Genomic DNA, 15,078 nt, shown 5'->3' on the forward strand with positions numbered 1-15,078 from the left:
GCGTCCACTATCGCCGGTTCAAAGCAGCTTCTTGATATCTTTCGCAATCCGCGCAGGCGTGTCGTTCGATCCATAACGCTTCACGACCTCGCCTTCGCGATTGATGAGGAACTTCGTGAAGTTCCATTTGATGCTTTTGGAGCCCATCAGCCCTTTTTGCTCTGACTTCATCCAGTCAAACAGAGGCGATGCATTGGGGCCGTTGACGTCCACCTTCTCCATCAAAGGGAAGGTGACGCCGAAATTCACTTTGCAGAATTCCGCGATCTCATCCGCGCTGCCCGGCTCCTGCGCGCCGAACTGATTGCAGGGAAAGCCCAGCACTTCGAAATCCTCATCCTTGAAGTCCTGATACAGCTTTTCGAGCCCATCATATTGCGGGGTGAAGCCGCATTTGGACGCCGTGTTGACGACCAGCAGAACCTTGCCTTTTTTGGTGGCAAGATCGAGTTCTTCGCCGCGATTGGTGGTCACTTTGAAATCGGCAATAGTGGTCATTCAGACGCTTCCTTCTTGGGGCGGTAGATAAAATCAAATGCCGTCTGCCACGAAAGCCCATGATCCGTCGAGGCTTCTCCGTGTTGACGGACGCTCCCATCTTCCTGCTTTGAGTATGTCATGCGGACCAAAGCATCGACGCCCGGTCCGCCAATATCGTCCCAATAACCGGTCAGCACCATATCATTGCCGACAACGCCGCCTTCGAAATCGACGCGTTTGCCATCGCTGCCGACCCAAGTCTGCTCCCACCGGCCAGTGCGGTGATGGACCCAGGACTGGCTGATCCCGCCGCCGCCTTTGAAAGGCATCCATTTTTCACGGATGGTGCAACCGCTCGAAAGGCGCTCAACGCGGCTATTCCCCACTTGCGCATCGCCGCCATTGGGAAAGACATCCCATTCACCAACCCACAGATCAAAACCGCTATGCGCTTCGCTTTCACAGGCGGGTGGCGGAGTTGCTTGAGCACCGGCTTCTGCGGCGTCGGGTGATGCCTGCAACAAAGCGAGTGGATAGATCAGAGCGTGCATTTTTCGTCCCCCCCAATGGATGCGCGTGAGATTAGCGGAACCGGCTTCTGATCCCAATGCAAATCGTCGGGGTGGTGATGTCGGGCTATCAGCGTCAATCAAACAAGAGCAGCGCCCTGATTATTCTCCGGAAGGAAAATCATCGCGGGCCGCAAGCTCGGTTGCTTCGATTGCCGAATATTCGCGGTCGCCGGACTTTTCTATCACGTACTTCTCGCGCTCGTTTTCAGGAAGAAGCATCAGATGGCGGATCATTTCTGCAAACGTGCCTCTGCGCAGAGCCTTCGCGCCGTCGAGCACACCATCGCCATCATCCTTGTGATGCAGCGCCGCACGGTCTTCCCACGCATGTTCTCCGCTTTCGTTTGGGGTGCCTTGAAATGTGCTGGGATGATCGGCCATCGGTTTTCTCCTTTGTGGATCATAACACGCCGGATACGGAATTGGCTCCCAATTGTTCAGCGCGATTATTCGAGCACACCCTCATGCAGGCGCACCACGCGATCCATCCGCGCGGCGAGACGTTCGTTGTGCGTTGCGACCAGTGCAGCGCTGCCTTCTCCGCGCACCAGTTCGAGGAATTGGCCTAGAACGGTATCAGACGTATGCTCGTCCAAATTGCCCGTAGGCTCATCGGCGAGAACCAGTGTTGGCTGATTGGCAAGCGCTCGCGCGACGGCGACGCGTTGCTGCTCTCCGCCTGAAAGCTGGCTTGGCCGGTGCGTCAGGCGGTGGCCGAGGCCAAGACTGGTTAGCAGTTTGTGCGCGCGTTCTTGCGCGGCATCGCGCGTCGATCCAGCTATCATTTGCGGCATCACAACGTTCTCGCTCGCATCGAAATCGGGCAACAGGTGATGGAACTGATAGACAAAACCCAAATGCTCACGCCGCAGCCGCGTTCGCTGATCTGGCGGCATCATTTCGGCCGCCTCGCCCGCGATACATATGCTCCCTTCAAAGCCGCCCTCTAGCAGGCCCACAGCCTGCAACATGGTCGATTTGCCCGAACCAGACGGGCCAAGCAGTGCGACAATCTCACCCGGCATGATGTCGAGATCGACGCCGCGCAGCACTTCGATCCGCTGGCCGCCCTGCTCGAATGTGCGTTTAAGCCCGCGAAGGCTGGCGATAGGTGCAGCATCACTCATAGCGAAGCACCTGCACCGGATCGGTGTTGGCCGCTTTTAATGCGGGATAGAGTGTCGCAAGGAAACTCAGGATCATCGAAAGCGCGACGATGCCGAGGATCTCCCAAGGATCGACCCGCGACGGCAGTTCGGTCAGAAAGCGTACCTTTGGATCCCAGATCTGCTGTCCGCTTACGAATGCGACAAATTCCGCGATTGCGTTGCGGAAATAGAGAATAACAAAACCGAGGATCAGCCCTGCAATTGTCCCGATAGTTCCAATTGAAGTACCGGTCGTCACAAAAATCTTGAGCAAAGAACGCCGGGTTGCCCCCATTGTGCGCATGATCGCGATGTCGCGCGTTTTCGCGCGGACCAGCATGACCAAGCTCGACAAGATATTAAAACTCGCCACCAGAACCATGAAACTCAGCACGAAAAAGGAAACAGTGCGGTCTACTTCAAGCGCTTCGAAGATGGTCGAGTTGATGGTTTTCCAATCCACCACCTGCGCGCGCCCCGTTAGCGATGCCTGCAAAGGCTCCAAGATCTCAACCGCATTGTCCGGATCTGTCACCGTCACTTCAATCAGGCCAATCTGACCTTCCATTAAGAGCAAGGTTTGAGCATCTTCCATCGGCATGATGACGAAAGTTTCGTCGAAATCATAAAGACCAATCTCGAAAATGGCGCCCACTTCGTAAGGCACTTGCCTGATCGACGTACCGAACGGCGTTGAACGCCCCTGCGGATTGATGATCGTGATGGTATCGCCCACCCGGACGCCCAGATTGGCGGCGAGCCTTGTGCCAATAGCGACACGCTGCTCACCCGGCTCAAGGCTCACCATCGTGCCTAGCATCACATTGGATTCAAGCTCGTTGATATCCTCAGCCGTGTGCCCGCGCACAAAGATCTGGTTCACGCGGCCATTGAAGCTTGCGAGCAAGGGCTGTTCGATCAGCGGGGAAGCTTTCACCACGCCATCGGTTGAGCGAACCTCTTCCAGCACGCCTTCCCAATTGTCGAGCCGTCCACCAAACGCCTGCACGACGGCATGGCCATTCACGCCTGCAAATCGATCAATCATTTCCGAGCGAAAGCCATTCATCACGCTCATCACAACAACAAGAAGCGCAACCGAAAGCATCACGACGCCCACGGATATTCCAGCGACGAGCGCAATGAACGCTTCGCCCTTGCCCGGCCATAAATACCGTTTGGCGATCATTAGTTCGAAGGGAGTGAGCATAGACTAGGCGTTGCGTGACATGGACAAAATGAATGGCCGCTGTAGGCGGAGCATCCCCTGCCCGCAATCGCCAAACGGCGCGCTGCTGTGCGTAAATGGAACCCCAGCAAAATCGCTAAGGAAAAACTCGGTTATATGGGGAGAGTCTCCCTTGTAATTATCCCGTAACATCGCCATTGACGCCGCATCCCACCGGAGCAGCGCAGCGGACACCTGGTGATGCCTAACATCGATAATGACGTCGCGGGCAATATGACCCACCCTTGGCTTGACCTCGACGGCGATAAGCTGCGCGAGGAATGCGGCGTTTTTGGCGCGATCAACGCAGCCGACGCTTCTGCAGCAACCGCACTTGGCCTCCACGCTCTTCAGCATCGCGGACAGGAAGCGGTTGGGATCACCAGTTTTGATGGGAAGGAATTCTTCTCACGCCGCGGCCTTGGCCATGTGGCGGAAAACTTCTCTTCAGCCGAAGCAATCGCCGAACTGCCCGGTACGATGGCGGCAGGCCATGTGCGTTATTCCACCACCGGGGGTAGCGGCCTGCGTAATGTGCAACCGCTCTATGCAGAGCTTGCGAGCGGGGGGTTTGCCGTGGCGCACAATGGCAATATCTCGAACGCGCAGATGCTGCGAAAAGACCTGGTGGGCAAAGGTTCGATCTTCCAGTCGACCTCCGATACCGAAGTCATAATCCACCTTGTTGCAACATCACGCTATCCAACGATTGCGGATCGGCTGGTCGATGCGCTTCGCCTTGTAGAGGGCGCGTATGCGCTGATCGTGATGACACCCGAAGGCATGATCGCCTGCCGCGATCCGCTGGGCATTCGTCCCCTCGTCATGGGCAAAATGGGCGATGCGGTTGTTTTTGCTTCGGAAACCGTTGCATTCGATGTGGTTGGCGCGGAATTCATCCGCGAGGTTGAGCCAGGGGAATTGCTGCAGGTCAGCACCGATGGCGAAGTCAAAAGCGTCCACCCCTTCGGCAAAAGCCCAGCGCGCCCGTGCATTTTTGAGCACGTGTATTTCAGCCGGCCTGACAGCTTTTTTGCGGGACACAGCGTTTACGAAGCGCGCAAGGCCATTGGCGCCGAACTTGCCAAAGAATCGCCCTGCGAGGCTGATCTCATCGTGCCAGTTCCCGACAGCGGCGTGCCGGCAGCGATTGGATACGCGCAGGCATCAGGTCTTCCATTTGAGCTGGGCATTATCCGTTCGCACTATGTCGGGCGCACTTTCATCCAGCCATCGGACAGCGCGCGCCACGCAGGCGTCAAACGCAAGCACAACGCCAACCGCTCCCTGGTGGAAGGCAAGCGCATTGTTCTAATCGACGACTCGATTGTGCGCGGCACCACCAGCCTCAAAATCGTTGAAATGATGCGAGAAGCTGGCGCGAAGGAAGTGCATTTCCGTGTTGCGAGCCCGCCCACTGCGCATTCCTGTTTCTACGGTGTCGACACGCCTGAACGCAACAAACTGCTCGCTGCGCGCATGCAGATTGGGCCGATGCGCGAATACATCAAAGCTGACAGCCTTGCCTTTATCTCGATCGACGGGCTGTATCGCGCTGTCGGAGCTAAAGGACGCGACAAAGCCTGCCCACAATTCTGCGATGCCTGTTTCACGGGCGATTATCCCACATCTCTCACCGATCTGCGCTTGAAAGAGCAAGGCGGTGATGAGCTCCCTTTTGACGATACAAAAGCGGCGTAATGTCTGAAAACAAACCCCTGTCGGGCCAAACGGCCCTGGTAACCGGTGCGAGCCGCGGAATTGGCGCGGCGACGGCCAAAGCTCTTGCTGAAAAGGGCGCGCATGTCATCCTGGTGGCGCGCAAGGTGAAAGCGCTGGAAGTCATCGAAGATGCAATCCACGAAGCGGGCGGCACATCGACGATCGCGCCAGTTGATCTGACCGAACCCGATGCCGTCAGCCGCCTTGCAAGCGCGATCGGTGGACGCTGGGAGACGCTTGATATTCTCGTACTATCAGCCGCCTATCTGCCAGAGCTTACACCTGTATCGCAGATCGATCCCAAGCAATTCACACAGGCCGTGATGACCAATCTGGTTTCCACTCAGGCGATACTTGCAGCGTTCGATCCGCTGATGCGCCGCGCTGAAAACGGCAAGATAATCGGCCTCACCAGTTCCGTGGGCGCATCGCCTCGCCCATTCTGGTCAGCCTATGGTTCAACCAAGGCTGCATTCGACAACCTGCTGGAGAGCTATGCGGCGGAAGTCGAAAAACTCTCCCGGCTGAAAGTCGCTATCATCGATCCCGGCGCCACGCGCACGCAGATGCGAGAGCGCGCTTATCCCGGCGAAGATCCGCAATCAGTGAAGGCGCCAGAGGTGGTGGCAGAGCGAATCGCAGCCCTTGCCATCGAAGGTTTCGAAACGGGTCATCGCGAACGCGTGGACGGTTGATCGCAATTCCCCGGAATCCGCTCCAAAAATTTACCCGATAGTAACCATTCACGGTGACGAGTTGGAAGGTGCACTTGGCCGATTAGGTATTTCGACCAAGGGCGAAGAGACCAAAAGCCAATTGGACAAGAGTATCGGGCCATGCCGACTGAAAAAGACACCTACGCACTCGCAGCGCAAGAAGATCGCTGTTCACCGCGTACCAAGCTGACGATTCCTGCCACGCTGCGGGCCTCTGGCGGCCGCGCGTTTCAAAGCGTTGTGCATGATCTGTCGATCTCGGGTTTTTCCGCTGCTTCGATCAACCGCATGCACGAAGGCCAGATGTGCTGGCTGACGCTGCCGGGCCTCGAATCGCTTCAGGCTGAGGTTGTGTGGTGGGATAACTGCATCGTTGGGTGCGCGTTTACCGAGCTTTTGAGCCCAATCGTGCACGACAACATTCTGCAGCGCTACAGCAATCTGAACGCTCCCAGAAAAGCCATCTAAGCGGCACGGGCCGGCGTGCTCTAGTTCGCCGGAACCGCCAGCTTGGCAACGATTGATCCTGCCTGCAAGCGGTAATCGCCGGAGGTTGCCGTTGGCCAATTGCTTACAATCGCGATCACCGTGTTCGTGCTCGGAATGACGGTGATCGCCTGCCCGAAAATTCCCTGAGCGCCGTAATTCGCGCTGGGATAGGTCCACCACTGATAGCCATAGCCGAAGCCACCGCCGAACTCGACTTTGGGAGCGCCCGCATCGGCAAACCATCCATTGGGCACAACACCATCGCCGCCCTCAAGCGCGAATTGACCCATGCGAGCATAATCTGCGAGCCGAAGCGACAGGCAGCAGCCGCCGATATTGCCGCCGCGCGGATCGGTCATCCAGAACATGCCACCTTCAAAACCCGCAGGTTCAACAATCTTGGTCTGAGCATATTCAGCCATGGTGAGGCCAATGGCATTCTCGATCAGCAGCCCGATCAGATTGGTCTCTCCTGTTGAGTAAGAGAACTTCTCACCCGGCTCATTGGCGCGGCCCAGCCGCTTCATTTGCTCAACTATGGCGTCCGGCCCGTATTCGACGACATATGTATTGAGCTGCGCAACATCGCTTTCAGGGTCGGTGTAGTCTTCATTCCAGGCAACGCCGCTTGTCATTGTCACGAGCTGGCCGACGGTGACGCCATCGTATGATGATCCCGCGAGTTCGGGAATGTACTGCGTCACGGGATCTTCAAGTCCGCCGATAAAGCCATCAGCAATCGCTGCGCCGAGCAGGGTTGAGGTGAAGCTTTTTGCCACGGAAAAGCTCGTCCAGCGATCCTCTTTCCGTAAACCCAGCCCGTATTCCTCAAAGCGCACCTCGCCATCCTGAAGCACCATGACGCCAGCGGCATTGGTGTCCGCCATCAGCTTCCTGATTTCGGCCTGCACATCCGCGCTTAATGGCTCTCCTTCAGGGAGCGTGCGCGGTGTTGTGGCAGCCGGTATTTCATGGCCGGCAAACCAGCTCTCCATATCGCGAAAGCGGGCGGAACGGGTGGCATCATCCCAGAAAAGCACCTGGAGTTCGGATGGGTCCCGCGCGGGAGGCTCATTAAACTCAACCGCTGCCAGCGGCGTCTCGGTCGCAGCGCTGTCCGCCCCCTGATAAGTCGGCGCGCACGCAGCCAGTGCCAATGCAGATCCCGCAAAAAGGCCAATACGTGCCCAATTCATCCCAAACCTCTCCGTCCGTTAATCTCGGGACCTGTCTCTAGAGTGGAGCAAGGCTTGGGGTAAAGCCCGTTAGCCATCCTTCATCCGCTTATACGCATCAAGCGCGCGCTCACGGCCTTCCTTGTGCGCGATCATCTTGGGCGGATAATCATCGGGCAGGCAGCCGTGCTCTTCGGGATCGTGGATGTAAGGCTCATCGAGGTCGGCAAGTTCTGGCACGTATTCCCGGATGTAACCCGCGCTATCGAATTTCTCTGACTGGGTGAGCGGAGCCATGATGCGGCTGAACATGTTGGAATCGACGCCCGTCCCCGCATTCCATTGCCAATTGACCGCGTTCGATCCGTAATCGGCATCGACAAGGCAATCCCAGAACCATTTCTCGCCCTCACGCCAATCGATCAGCAGATGCTTGATGAGAAAGCTCGCGGTGATCATGCGCACCCGGTTGTGCATCCATCCGGTCTTCCAAAGCTGGCGCATGCCTGCATCGACAATCGGATAGCCCGTTTCGCCTTTCTGCCACTTTTCCAGATCTGCAGCGGCGTCTTCGTCGGTTGACGGATCACGCCATTTGAGATCATCGTAGTCCCCGCGATAATTCTCGCTCGCGTAGGCGGGGAATTGGCAGATCACGTTCGCTGCATAATCGCGCCAGACCAGTTCGCTTTCATAGCTTTGCCAGCCATCAGAGCGTTTGTGCTTCAGCTCATGCCAGATTTGGACGGGCGAGATTTCGCCAAAATGCAGATGCGGAGACAGGCGCGAGGTTTTATCGACACCGGGGAAATTGCGCTTGTCTTCGTAAGCGCCCACGTCGTCTTTCCAGTCTTCGAGCCGTCGATGCGCGGCGTCTTCGCCCACGTCCCAGAATTCGGCAATCCCACCAGACCAATCCGGTTTGGTGGGAAGCAGGTTCCAATCAGCGAGATCATTGCTGGCGGGCCAATTTTCGGGCGATGATAGCGTTTCAGGCTCGCCCAACACGTCGCGAGGCGGAAATTCCTCGCGCATCGCTTTATAGAACGGCGTGTAGATTTTATACGGATCGCCTGAGCCAGTCGTAACGTGACCAGCCGGGAAGAGATAAACGCCATCATAGAGCTCGAGTTCAAGTTCATCTGCGAGCGCGCCCTGCACCTTTCGCCACCAGGGTTCGTAATGGCGGTTGGCGTGGACGGTGTTGGCGCCGGTGGCGTTGGCGACTTTAGTCAGTTCCTCCACCGCATCACCGCGGCGCAGGATCAGCTTCGCATTGCGTTGGCCGAAACTTTTGGAAAGACTCTCAAGCGAATGGTGCAGCCACCACCGCGATGCGCCACCCATTTTGTGATGATCGGGCGCGTCATCATCGAGCACATAAACAGGCACCACCGGGCCTTTTTGCGCGGCGTGATACAGGGCTGGATTGTCGGCCATGCGCAGATCGCGTCGCAGCCAGACGATTTGGGTTTCACTCATGTGTGATGAAGCGCGCTAGTCTTCGGGAAGTTCCCCCTCGATCGGAACGCATTGCACATCGGGTAGTGCGATGCTGAAGCGGTCGCGAGCGCGAGGATCGTAAAAGCGGGCATCGTATAGGATGACGCCCCCATTCTCAGCTAGCTCAACAAAAGGTGTCCGCGACCACCGAAGAAATGCTTCTGCCTGCGAATTGCCCGTGGCCCCGGCGATGACCGGCTCCAACTGGCATTCGCCAACTGTTTGTACCGTGCGGCTCTGATGGTGCTCGTCATGCTCCTGCGCTGATATCAGCGGGAGAACTGGGCTGCTGATTGTATAGCGGCCAGCCTCGCCGATTATCATCTCGCGTTTCCAAGAGAACACAGGCGAAGGACTAGCAATCACAATCCTTCCAGGGAATGCGACATCGCTATCTTCCACCTCGCGTACGGTGGTAATGGCAAAGTTGGTGCCGATGTAAACGACGCCGACCAATGCTCCGATCCAAGCCGGCCGCTTCCAATTCGATCCGCGCCCTTCTGCCCGAAGCGACCACCATGTTGTGAGCCCAAACAGCGCCCACAGCCACACATCGATGATAAATAGCGTGTCGCCATAGGCCCAGTTAGGCGCGAATGGCTCCCAGAAACGGATGCCGTAGACGTTGAACCAATCGAAAATAGGGTGACTTAAGCAGGCAAGGAAACTCAGTATATAGAGCCATTTAAAGCTCACCGGCAGCCGGTCATCAGGCCGTTTCCCACGTCCGGCCTGCCAGCGGTCAAACCACCACAACCCCGCTGCCAGCACCAGCGGCAACAGCACCATCGCTGGCGGGCCATGGGTGATCCCGCGGCGAAAGCCCAGATGCTCTGTCCCCTCCAGCCAGAAAAAGCACGCAGCATCCACATCGGGAATATTTGCGCCAATAATTAGCGCTGGCATGCCAAGCCCGGTCTTTTTCTTGAGGCCCATCTGGCCCATCAAGGCGCCGACAAGGCTGTGCGTGAGGTTGTCCATCGGCGCTTCTCATTTGCGTTTGTTATTTGCGGGGCCCTACCGATGGTGCATAGGCCCGTCAAAACATTGGAGAATGCGTAAGTGACCGACACGCCTTTTATCCGGCCTGACATGCAGGCTTTTCTCGATGCGCTGGCAGCGGCAAACGGGCCGAAGATCGCCGATATGACGCTCGAAGAAGCGCGGATGACGTACCAGGCGCTTCATGCCATGAGCGACAGGCCTGCGCGCGAACTGGCGGTGATCAAGGATCTCACCTGCCCCGGACCAGAAGGCGATATCCCGCTTCGCCTCTACGATCCTCGCGAGAGCCGGGAACCTTCGCCGATCATCACGTTCTTTCATGGCGGCGGATTTGTCATCGGTGATTTGGAAACCCACCATGCGCTGTGCACTGAAATCGCTGCTCTGATGGACATGCCACTGATCGCGGTCGATTACCGGCGCGCACCCGAAGCACCCTTCCCCGCAGCCATCAATGATTGCGAAGCGGCAACGCGGTGGATTGCTTCTTCACCAGGCGCTCTGGGGCGCAAGGCAACCGGGATCATCACCATTGGCGACAGCGCAGGCGGCACGGCGACCATTGCGGTCAGCCAACTGCTTGCGAACAATCCGGCCGATGTTCCGGTCGTGCTGCAAGTGCCCATTTTCCCGCTCGCAAGTCCGGCAGAAGGCTCCGTCAGCCTTGAAGACTTCGCCGACGGTTTCATCCTCACCAAAGCGGCGGTCGAGTTCTTCGATGTAGCTTACAAAGCCGACCGCAAAGATGCGCGCGGCTTTCCAATCCTTGGCGATCACACGTCAGCTCCTCCCACGGTGCTGGTCACGGCCAGCCTTGATCCGATCCGCGATTCCGGGCGCGACTATGCAAAGGCGCTTGCAGATAGCGGCGCGAATTTCGTGTTTCTGGAGATGAAGGGTGTCACCCATTCCTTCACCAACATCCGCGGCGCTGTGCCGAGTGCACAAGGTGATCTCGAGCGCATGATCGGAGCGATGCAGTTTATGCTGGGCACCAGTTCATGAGCATCGATCCCAATTCGCTTCCCTATCGCCCTTGTGCAGGCTTCATGTTGGTTAACCAGCAAAGCCTCGTCTTTGTCGGCCAGCGGCTTGAAAAGCGCGCGCATGGCAAATGGCAGATGCCACAAGGCGGCATTGATCCGGGCGAAGACCCAGAAACCGCTGCCTTGCGAGAGCTGGAGGAAGAAACCGGCGTTACGTCCGAAATGGTCGATATCATAGCGCCCTCACGCGAAGTGATGCGTTATGATCTGCCGCCGGACCTGCTCGGTAAAGTGTGGAAGGGCAAGTATCGCGGACAGGAGCAATGGTGGTACCTGGGCCGATTCTTGGGGTCTGATGAAGATATCAACCTCAACGCTCACAATCCTGCAGAGTTTGGCGAATATCGCTGGGTGGAGCCGCACAAACTGCCCGAACTGATCGTGCCGTTCAAACGCGAGGTTTATGCGAAACTGGTGGCTGAATTCAGCCCACTGATCTGATCCGCACCGAAGCGATGATCAGTTCGCTGCGGTTTGCTCTTCGCTCGTTTCAGCGGCGAGGCGCGCAGGTGGACCCTTTGCGATGGTGCTTTGGAGGGCGACCGTTTCAGGGCAGCTGTCACCGCAAAGGCTTTGCAACTGGGCAAGATTGCGCTTCGCTTTTTCAACGGCGCCCTTTTCAACCAGAGCTTCACCCTCGCCTGAAATCGCGGCGAAATTACCGGGTTCCCGCTCCAAAGCTTCGCGATAATACCGGATCGCTTTACCCTGAAGCCCATCTTGCCGCGCAGCTTCCGCCAATTCGAGGAAAATGCCAGTGTAACCAGGATCGACCGCCAGTGCCGCTTCGTAAGCATCGATTGCGGCCTGCGTATCGCCTGCTTTCAGCGCAGCTTGCCCCTGTGCGACCAAGGAGACGGCGCGCGGATCGGGCTCCCCGCTTTGCGCAACTGTCACACTCGCAGTTGTAGCGAGAAAGAGAGACAAAGCGGCTGCAGCGGGCGCGAAACGCATAAAAAGCTCCTTAAGGTCAGCAAGTCTGGATGGCGACACATCATCCATAACACGAATGGCTATCACGGGCTTTGCAAAATGGCGATAAAAAACCCGTCTGTATCGTGGTGAAACGGATCAAGCCTTGCCCCTTCTCCACGGTTTTCTCCAATTGGCAGGTTTGCAGGCTCGCTTTTCCAGGCGGGATGCGCACTGAGGAAGGCGGTGACCTGCTCTGCACCCTCGGCATCAAGAACAGAACACGTGACGTATGTAATTGTTCCGCCTGGCCGTACACATTGGCGAGCGATATCAAGCACGTGGCGCTGTAGATTGGTGAGGCGTTCCAGCTCTTTAGGGTCTAATCGCCAGCGGCTTTCCGGGTTACGTCGCCACGTGCCAGAGCCTGAGCAAGGCGCATCGACAAGCACGTGATCCACTTTGCCCAACCAAGGACCGAGCGCTTCCATCTCTTTGCCCGGATTGAGTAAAATTGTGTGGTCAATGCCCGCACCCGCCTTCTTTGCGCGCGGCGCCAGGTTGCCGAGGCGGCGTTTATCGGTGTCTGCTGCAATAAGGCTGATCGCATTGCCGAACCGCGCTGCAAGGCCCAAGGTCTTACCTCCAGCTCCTGCGCAAAGGTCGAGAACAGTATCTCCAGCTTCAGCGGGCACAGCCTCGCATACGAGCTGGCTTGCGTGATCCTGTATCTCGATTGCACCAGAACGATATGCTTCCCACTGCTCGACCTGTGTGCCGAATGGAAAACGCAAAGCTTGCGGCGCGGCGATCGGTTCGCCTTTTTCCGGCAGTTCGATCTGCGCGCGGTCTGCCTTGAATGCATTGACGCGAACATCAAGCGGAGCGCGATCAAGCAGCGCCTGAGCCGCTTCGCCCTTCATATCCGACTTTGCGAGCGCTTCGGTGAGCCATTGCGGAGCGAGGCCTGTCTTGGCTGCTTGTTCATTCTCATCAATGGCTGCGGGGCCATAGGATGATCCATCGAATAGAGCTGGAAGCGCTTCGTCCGTTTCCGCCAGCGACAGCATCGCAGCACGACCCGTTTCGGGCACCGGGCCGCACAGACGGATAGCCTGGTAAACAAGCTCGCGCACGGCCCGGCGATCCTTGGACCCGGCGTAACGGCGCGCTCGGAAATAGTCGGCAATCAAGCGATCAGCAGGCGCGCCCTTTGATTTTGCCGCTTCAATGATCTGATCGAGCAGCTCAATCGCAGCCTGAACGCGCGCAGCGGGTGTCACTTACGGCTTTCTTCCATTTGCTTGAACATTGCTTCGAATTCTTCCTTGCTCGGCACTGCGAAGCATCGGTGCTCGTATTGTGCTCCGCTCTGAGTTTCAGCCATCTGCGTCATGCGCGCGGCCATTTTGGCACCAACTACTTCGCAAGCCTCTCGGCTTTCAAAAACGATTTCCGGACGTTCGATGCTGAATTCGCCTGGGCTGTCAGGCAGCCAGCCGAGCATGACTACGATGAATGGGATGATTTCGACCATGACAGCCTCCTATCGCGTGGGATACTATCGCGTGGGATAATTCGGAGCCTCGCGCGTGATCGCGACATCGTGAACGTGGCTTTCCGAAAGGCCGGCATTGGTGATGCGGACGAACTTTGCGCGCTGCTGCAGATCGGCGATTGTCGATGATCCGGTATAGCCCATTGCGGCTTTCACCCCGCCAACAAGCTGGTGGATTACGTCAGCAGCAGGCCCTTTGAACGGCACTTGACCCTCGATTCCTTCGGGCACGAGTTTCAATGCCGACACGTCCTGCTGGAAGTACCGATCAGCGCTTCCGCGCGCCATCGCGCCAACGCTGCCCATGCCGCGATAGGCCTTGTAAGAACGCCCCTGATACAGGAACACTTCGCCAGGACTTTCTGTGGTGCCTGCAAGCATCGAACCGACCATGACAGAGGATGCGCCAGCGGCCAGAGCCTTTGCCGCATCGCCCGATGTGCGAAGGCCGCCATCTGCAATGACGGGCACACCCGATTTTGCAGCTTCTTCAGCGCTTTCCATGACGGCAGTGAGTTGCGGTACACCAACGCCAGCGACAACGCGCGTCGTACAGATTGAGCCTGGGCCAATGCCCACCTTGATCGCATCTGCGCCTGCATCAATCAGCGCGCGGGTCGCCTCGGCGGTCGCGACATTGCCCGCAATCACCTGCACTGAATTGGAGAGCTTTTTCGCGCGCTCCACGGCCTTTGCTACGTCCTTGTTATGGCCATGCGCGGTGTCGATCACGACCACGTCAACTTCCGCCTCGATCAAGGCTTCGGTCCGAGCAAATCCGTTATCGCCCACCGTGGTCGCAGCGGCCACCCGCAAGCGCCCGGCTTCATCCTTGGTCGCGTTCGGGTAAGTCACCGCCTTTTCGATGTCTTTGACCGTTATGAGGCCGATGCATTTGTAATCGTCATCAACCACCAGCAGCTTTTCAATCCGGCGTTGGTGGAGCAGCCGGCGCGCGTCTTCCTGACTTGTGCCAAGCGGGACCGTGGCGAGGTTCTCTGTCGTCATTAACTCACGCACAGGCTGCAATGGGTTCTCGGTAAATCGAACATCGCGATTTGTAAGGATGCCGACCAGTTTGCCATTGTTATCGACGACCGGGATGCCGCTGATACGGTTCTGGTCCATGATCGCCTGTGCTTCGCCCAGCTGCGCATCGGGACTGATCGTGATGGGATTGACGACCATCCCGCTTTCATAGCGTTTCACCGCCCGCACCGCCGCGCATTGATCGGGCACTTCGAGATTGCGATGAAGCACGCCAATCCCGCCCAACTGCGCCATGGCAATCGCCATGTCAGCTTCAGTCACGGTGTCCATCGCGGATGAAAGCACCGGAATGTTGAGAGCGATCTCCCGCGTCAGCTTTGTCCGTGTGTCCGCCATTGAAGGCAGCACATTGCTTTCTGCCGGGCGGAGCAGAACATCATCAAAGGTAAGGCCGAGAGGGATTTCCATGTGCACGGGGCTTTCTAAGCAAAGAATGCGAGAGACGAATCGTGCACGTCCGCTTACGAGGCACAG

At 57.5% G+C, this 15,078-nt stretch carries 17 protein-coding genes; 5 read left to right on the forward strand and 12 right to left on the reverse strand.

Translation table 11 applies throughout. The features are described from left to right. Positions 1-18 precede the first annotated feature (18 nt). From AUC45_RS03010 to AUC45_RS03030, 5 genes are all read right to left on the reverse strand, one after another. Positions 19-498 carry a glutathione peroxidase gene (locus AUC45_RS03010; RefSeq protein WP_067597900.1) on the reverse strand — a complete coding sequence of 160 codons (480 nt, stop codon included), beginning with the start codon at positions 496-498 and terminating at the stop codon, positions 19-21. Further along, on the reverse strand, positions 495-1,031 hold the full coding sequence (locus tag AUC45_RS03015; protein WP_067597902.1) for a hypothetical protein: 537 nt from the start codon (positions 1,029-1,031) through the stop codon (positions 495-497). The genes AUC45_RS03010 and AUC45_RS03015 overlap by 4 nt, the downstream gene beginning before the upstream one ends. Before the next feature lie 120 nt (positions 1,032-1,151). Then, complete coding sequence (locus AUC45_RS03020) at positions 1,152-1,433, reverse strand: hypothetical protein (RefSeq protein ID WP_067597906.1); 282 nt, start codon at positions 1,431-1,433, stop codon at positions 1,152-1,154. Positions 1,434-1,498: 65 nt separating this feature from the next. Then, on the reverse strand, positions 1,499-2,179 hold the full coding sequence (locus tag AUC45_RS03025; protein ID WP_067597909.1) for an ABC transporter ATP-binding protein: 681 nt from the start codon (positions 2,177-2,179) through the stop codon (positions 1,499-1,501). After that, on the reverse strand, positions 2,172-3,410 hold the full coding sequence (locus AUC45_RS03030) for a lipoprotein-releasing ABC transporter permease subunit (RefSeq protein ID WP_067597913.1): 1,239 nt from the start codon (positions 3,408-3,410) through the stop codon (positions 2,172-2,174). Before AUC45_RS03030 ends, AUC45_RS03025 begins: the two co-directional genes overlap by 8 nt. A 219-nt stretch (positions 3,411-3,629) precedes the next feature. Here AUC45_RS03030 and purF point away from each other — a divergent pair, with 219 nt between their 5' ends. The 3 genes from purF (at position 3,630) to AUC45_RS03050 (ending at position 6,334) form a co-directional block, all read left to right on the forward strand. Further along, positions 3,630-5,129, forward strand: a complete 1,500-nt coding sequence (purF, locus tag AUC45_RS03040) for an amidophosphoribosyltransferase (protein ID WP_067597920.1) — start codon at positions 3,630-3,632, stop codon at positions 5,127-5,129. After that, on the forward strand, positions 5,129-5,845 hold the full coding sequence (locus AUC45_RS03045; protein WP_067597924.1) for an SDR family oxidoreductase: 717 nt from the start codon (positions 5,129-5,131) through the stop codon (positions 5,843-5,845). Before purF ends, AUC45_RS03045 begins: the two co-directional genes overlap by 1 nt. Before the next feature lie 141 nt (positions 5,846-5,986). Next, positions 5,987-6,334 (forward strand): PilZ domain-containing protein, encoded by a 348-nt coding sequence (locus AUC45_RS03050; protein WP_067597927.1) that lies wholly within the window; start codon positions 5,987-5,989, stop codon positions 6,332-6,334. Between the two features lie 20 nt (positions 6,335-6,354). On the opposite strand, the gene AUC45_RS03055 is transcribed toward AUC45_RS03050, so the two are convergent. The 3 genes from AUC45_RS03055 to AUC45_RS03065 form a co-directional block, all read right to left on the reverse strand. Further along, entirely contained in the window at positions 6,355-7,551 is a 1,197-nt protein-coding gene (locus AUC45_RS03055; RefSeq protein WP_067597931.1) for a serine hydrolase, read from the reverse strand. Between the two features lie 69 nt (positions 7,552-7,620). After that, the gene (locus AUC45_RS03060; RefSeq protein ID WP_067597934.1) at positions 7,621-9,012 is read right to left on the reverse strand and encodes a deoxyribodipyrimidine photo-lyase; all 1,392 of its coding nucleotides are present in this window, start codon (positions 9,010-9,012) and stop codon (positions 7,621-7,623) included. Between the two features lie 15 nt (positions 9,013-9,027). Beyond that, positions 9,028-10,014: a metal-dependent hydrolase gene (locus AUC45_RS03065; RefSeq protein WP_067597937.1), complete on the reverse strand. Its 987-nt coding sequence runs from the start codon at positions 10,012-10,014 to the stop codon at positions 9,028-9,030. An 81-nt stretch (positions 10,015-10,095) separates the two neighbouring features. Between AUC45_RS03065 and AUC45_RS03070 the strand changes: the two genes are divergently transcribed. Together AUC45_RS03070 and AUC45_RS03075 are read left to right on the forward strand one after the other, a co-directional pair. After that, positions 10,096-11,043, forward strand: a complete 948-nt coding sequence (locus tag AUC45_RS03070) for an alpha/beta hydrolase (RefSeq protein ID WP_067597940.1) — start codon at positions 10,096-10,098, stop codon at positions 11,041-11,043. Then, complete coding sequence (locus tag AUC45_RS03075) at positions 11,040-11,525, forward strand: RNA pyrophosphohydrolase (protein ID WP_067597943.1); 486 nt, start codon at positions 11,040-11,042, stop codon at positions 11,523-11,525. The genes AUC45_RS03070 and AUC45_RS03075 overlap by 4 nt, the downstream gene beginning before the upstream one ends. Before the next feature lie 18 nt (positions 11,526-11,543). Here AUC45_RS03075 and AUC45_RS03080 read toward each other — a convergent pair whose 3' ends face one another. From AUC45_RS03080 to guaB, 4 genes are all read right to left on the reverse strand, one after another. Further along, positions 11,544-12,038 (reverse strand): lipopolysaccharide assembly protein LapB, encoded by a 495-nt coding sequence (locus AUC45_RS03080; protein ID WP_233998510.1) that lies wholly within the window; start codon positions 12,036-12,038, stop codon positions 11,544-11,546. A gap of 62 nt (positions 12,039-12,100) precedes the next feature. Continuing rightward, positions 12,101-13,279: an RsmB/NOP family class I SAM-dependent RNA methyltransferase gene (locus AUC45_RS03085; RefSeq protein WP_067597949.1), complete on the reverse strand. Its 1,179-nt coding sequence runs from the start codon at positions 13,277-13,279 to the stop codon at positions 12,101-12,103. After that, positions 13,276-13,533, reverse strand: coding sequence for a hypothetical protein (locus tag AUC45_RS03090; RefSeq protein WP_067597952.1), 258 nt, complete (start codon positions 13,531-13,533; stop codon positions 13,276-13,278). The genes AUC45_RS03085 and AUC45_RS03090 overlap by 4 nt, the downstream gene beginning before the upstream one ends. Positions 13,534-13,557: 24 nt before the next feature. Next, positions 13,558-15,012, reverse strand: a complete 1,455-nt coding sequence (gene guaB, locus AUC45_RS03095; RefSeq protein WP_067597954.1) for an IMP dehydrogenase — start codon at positions 15,010-15,012, stop codon at positions 13,558-13,560. Between the last annotated feature and the right edge of the window lie 66 nt (positions 15,013-15,078).

The sequence above is a fragment of the Erythrobacter sp. YT30 genome, assembly GCF_001542875.1.
In the GTDB taxonomy this organism is placed as follows: domain Bacteria; phylum Pseudomonadota; class Alphaproteobacteria; order Sphingomonadales; family Sphingomonadaceae; genus Erythrobacter.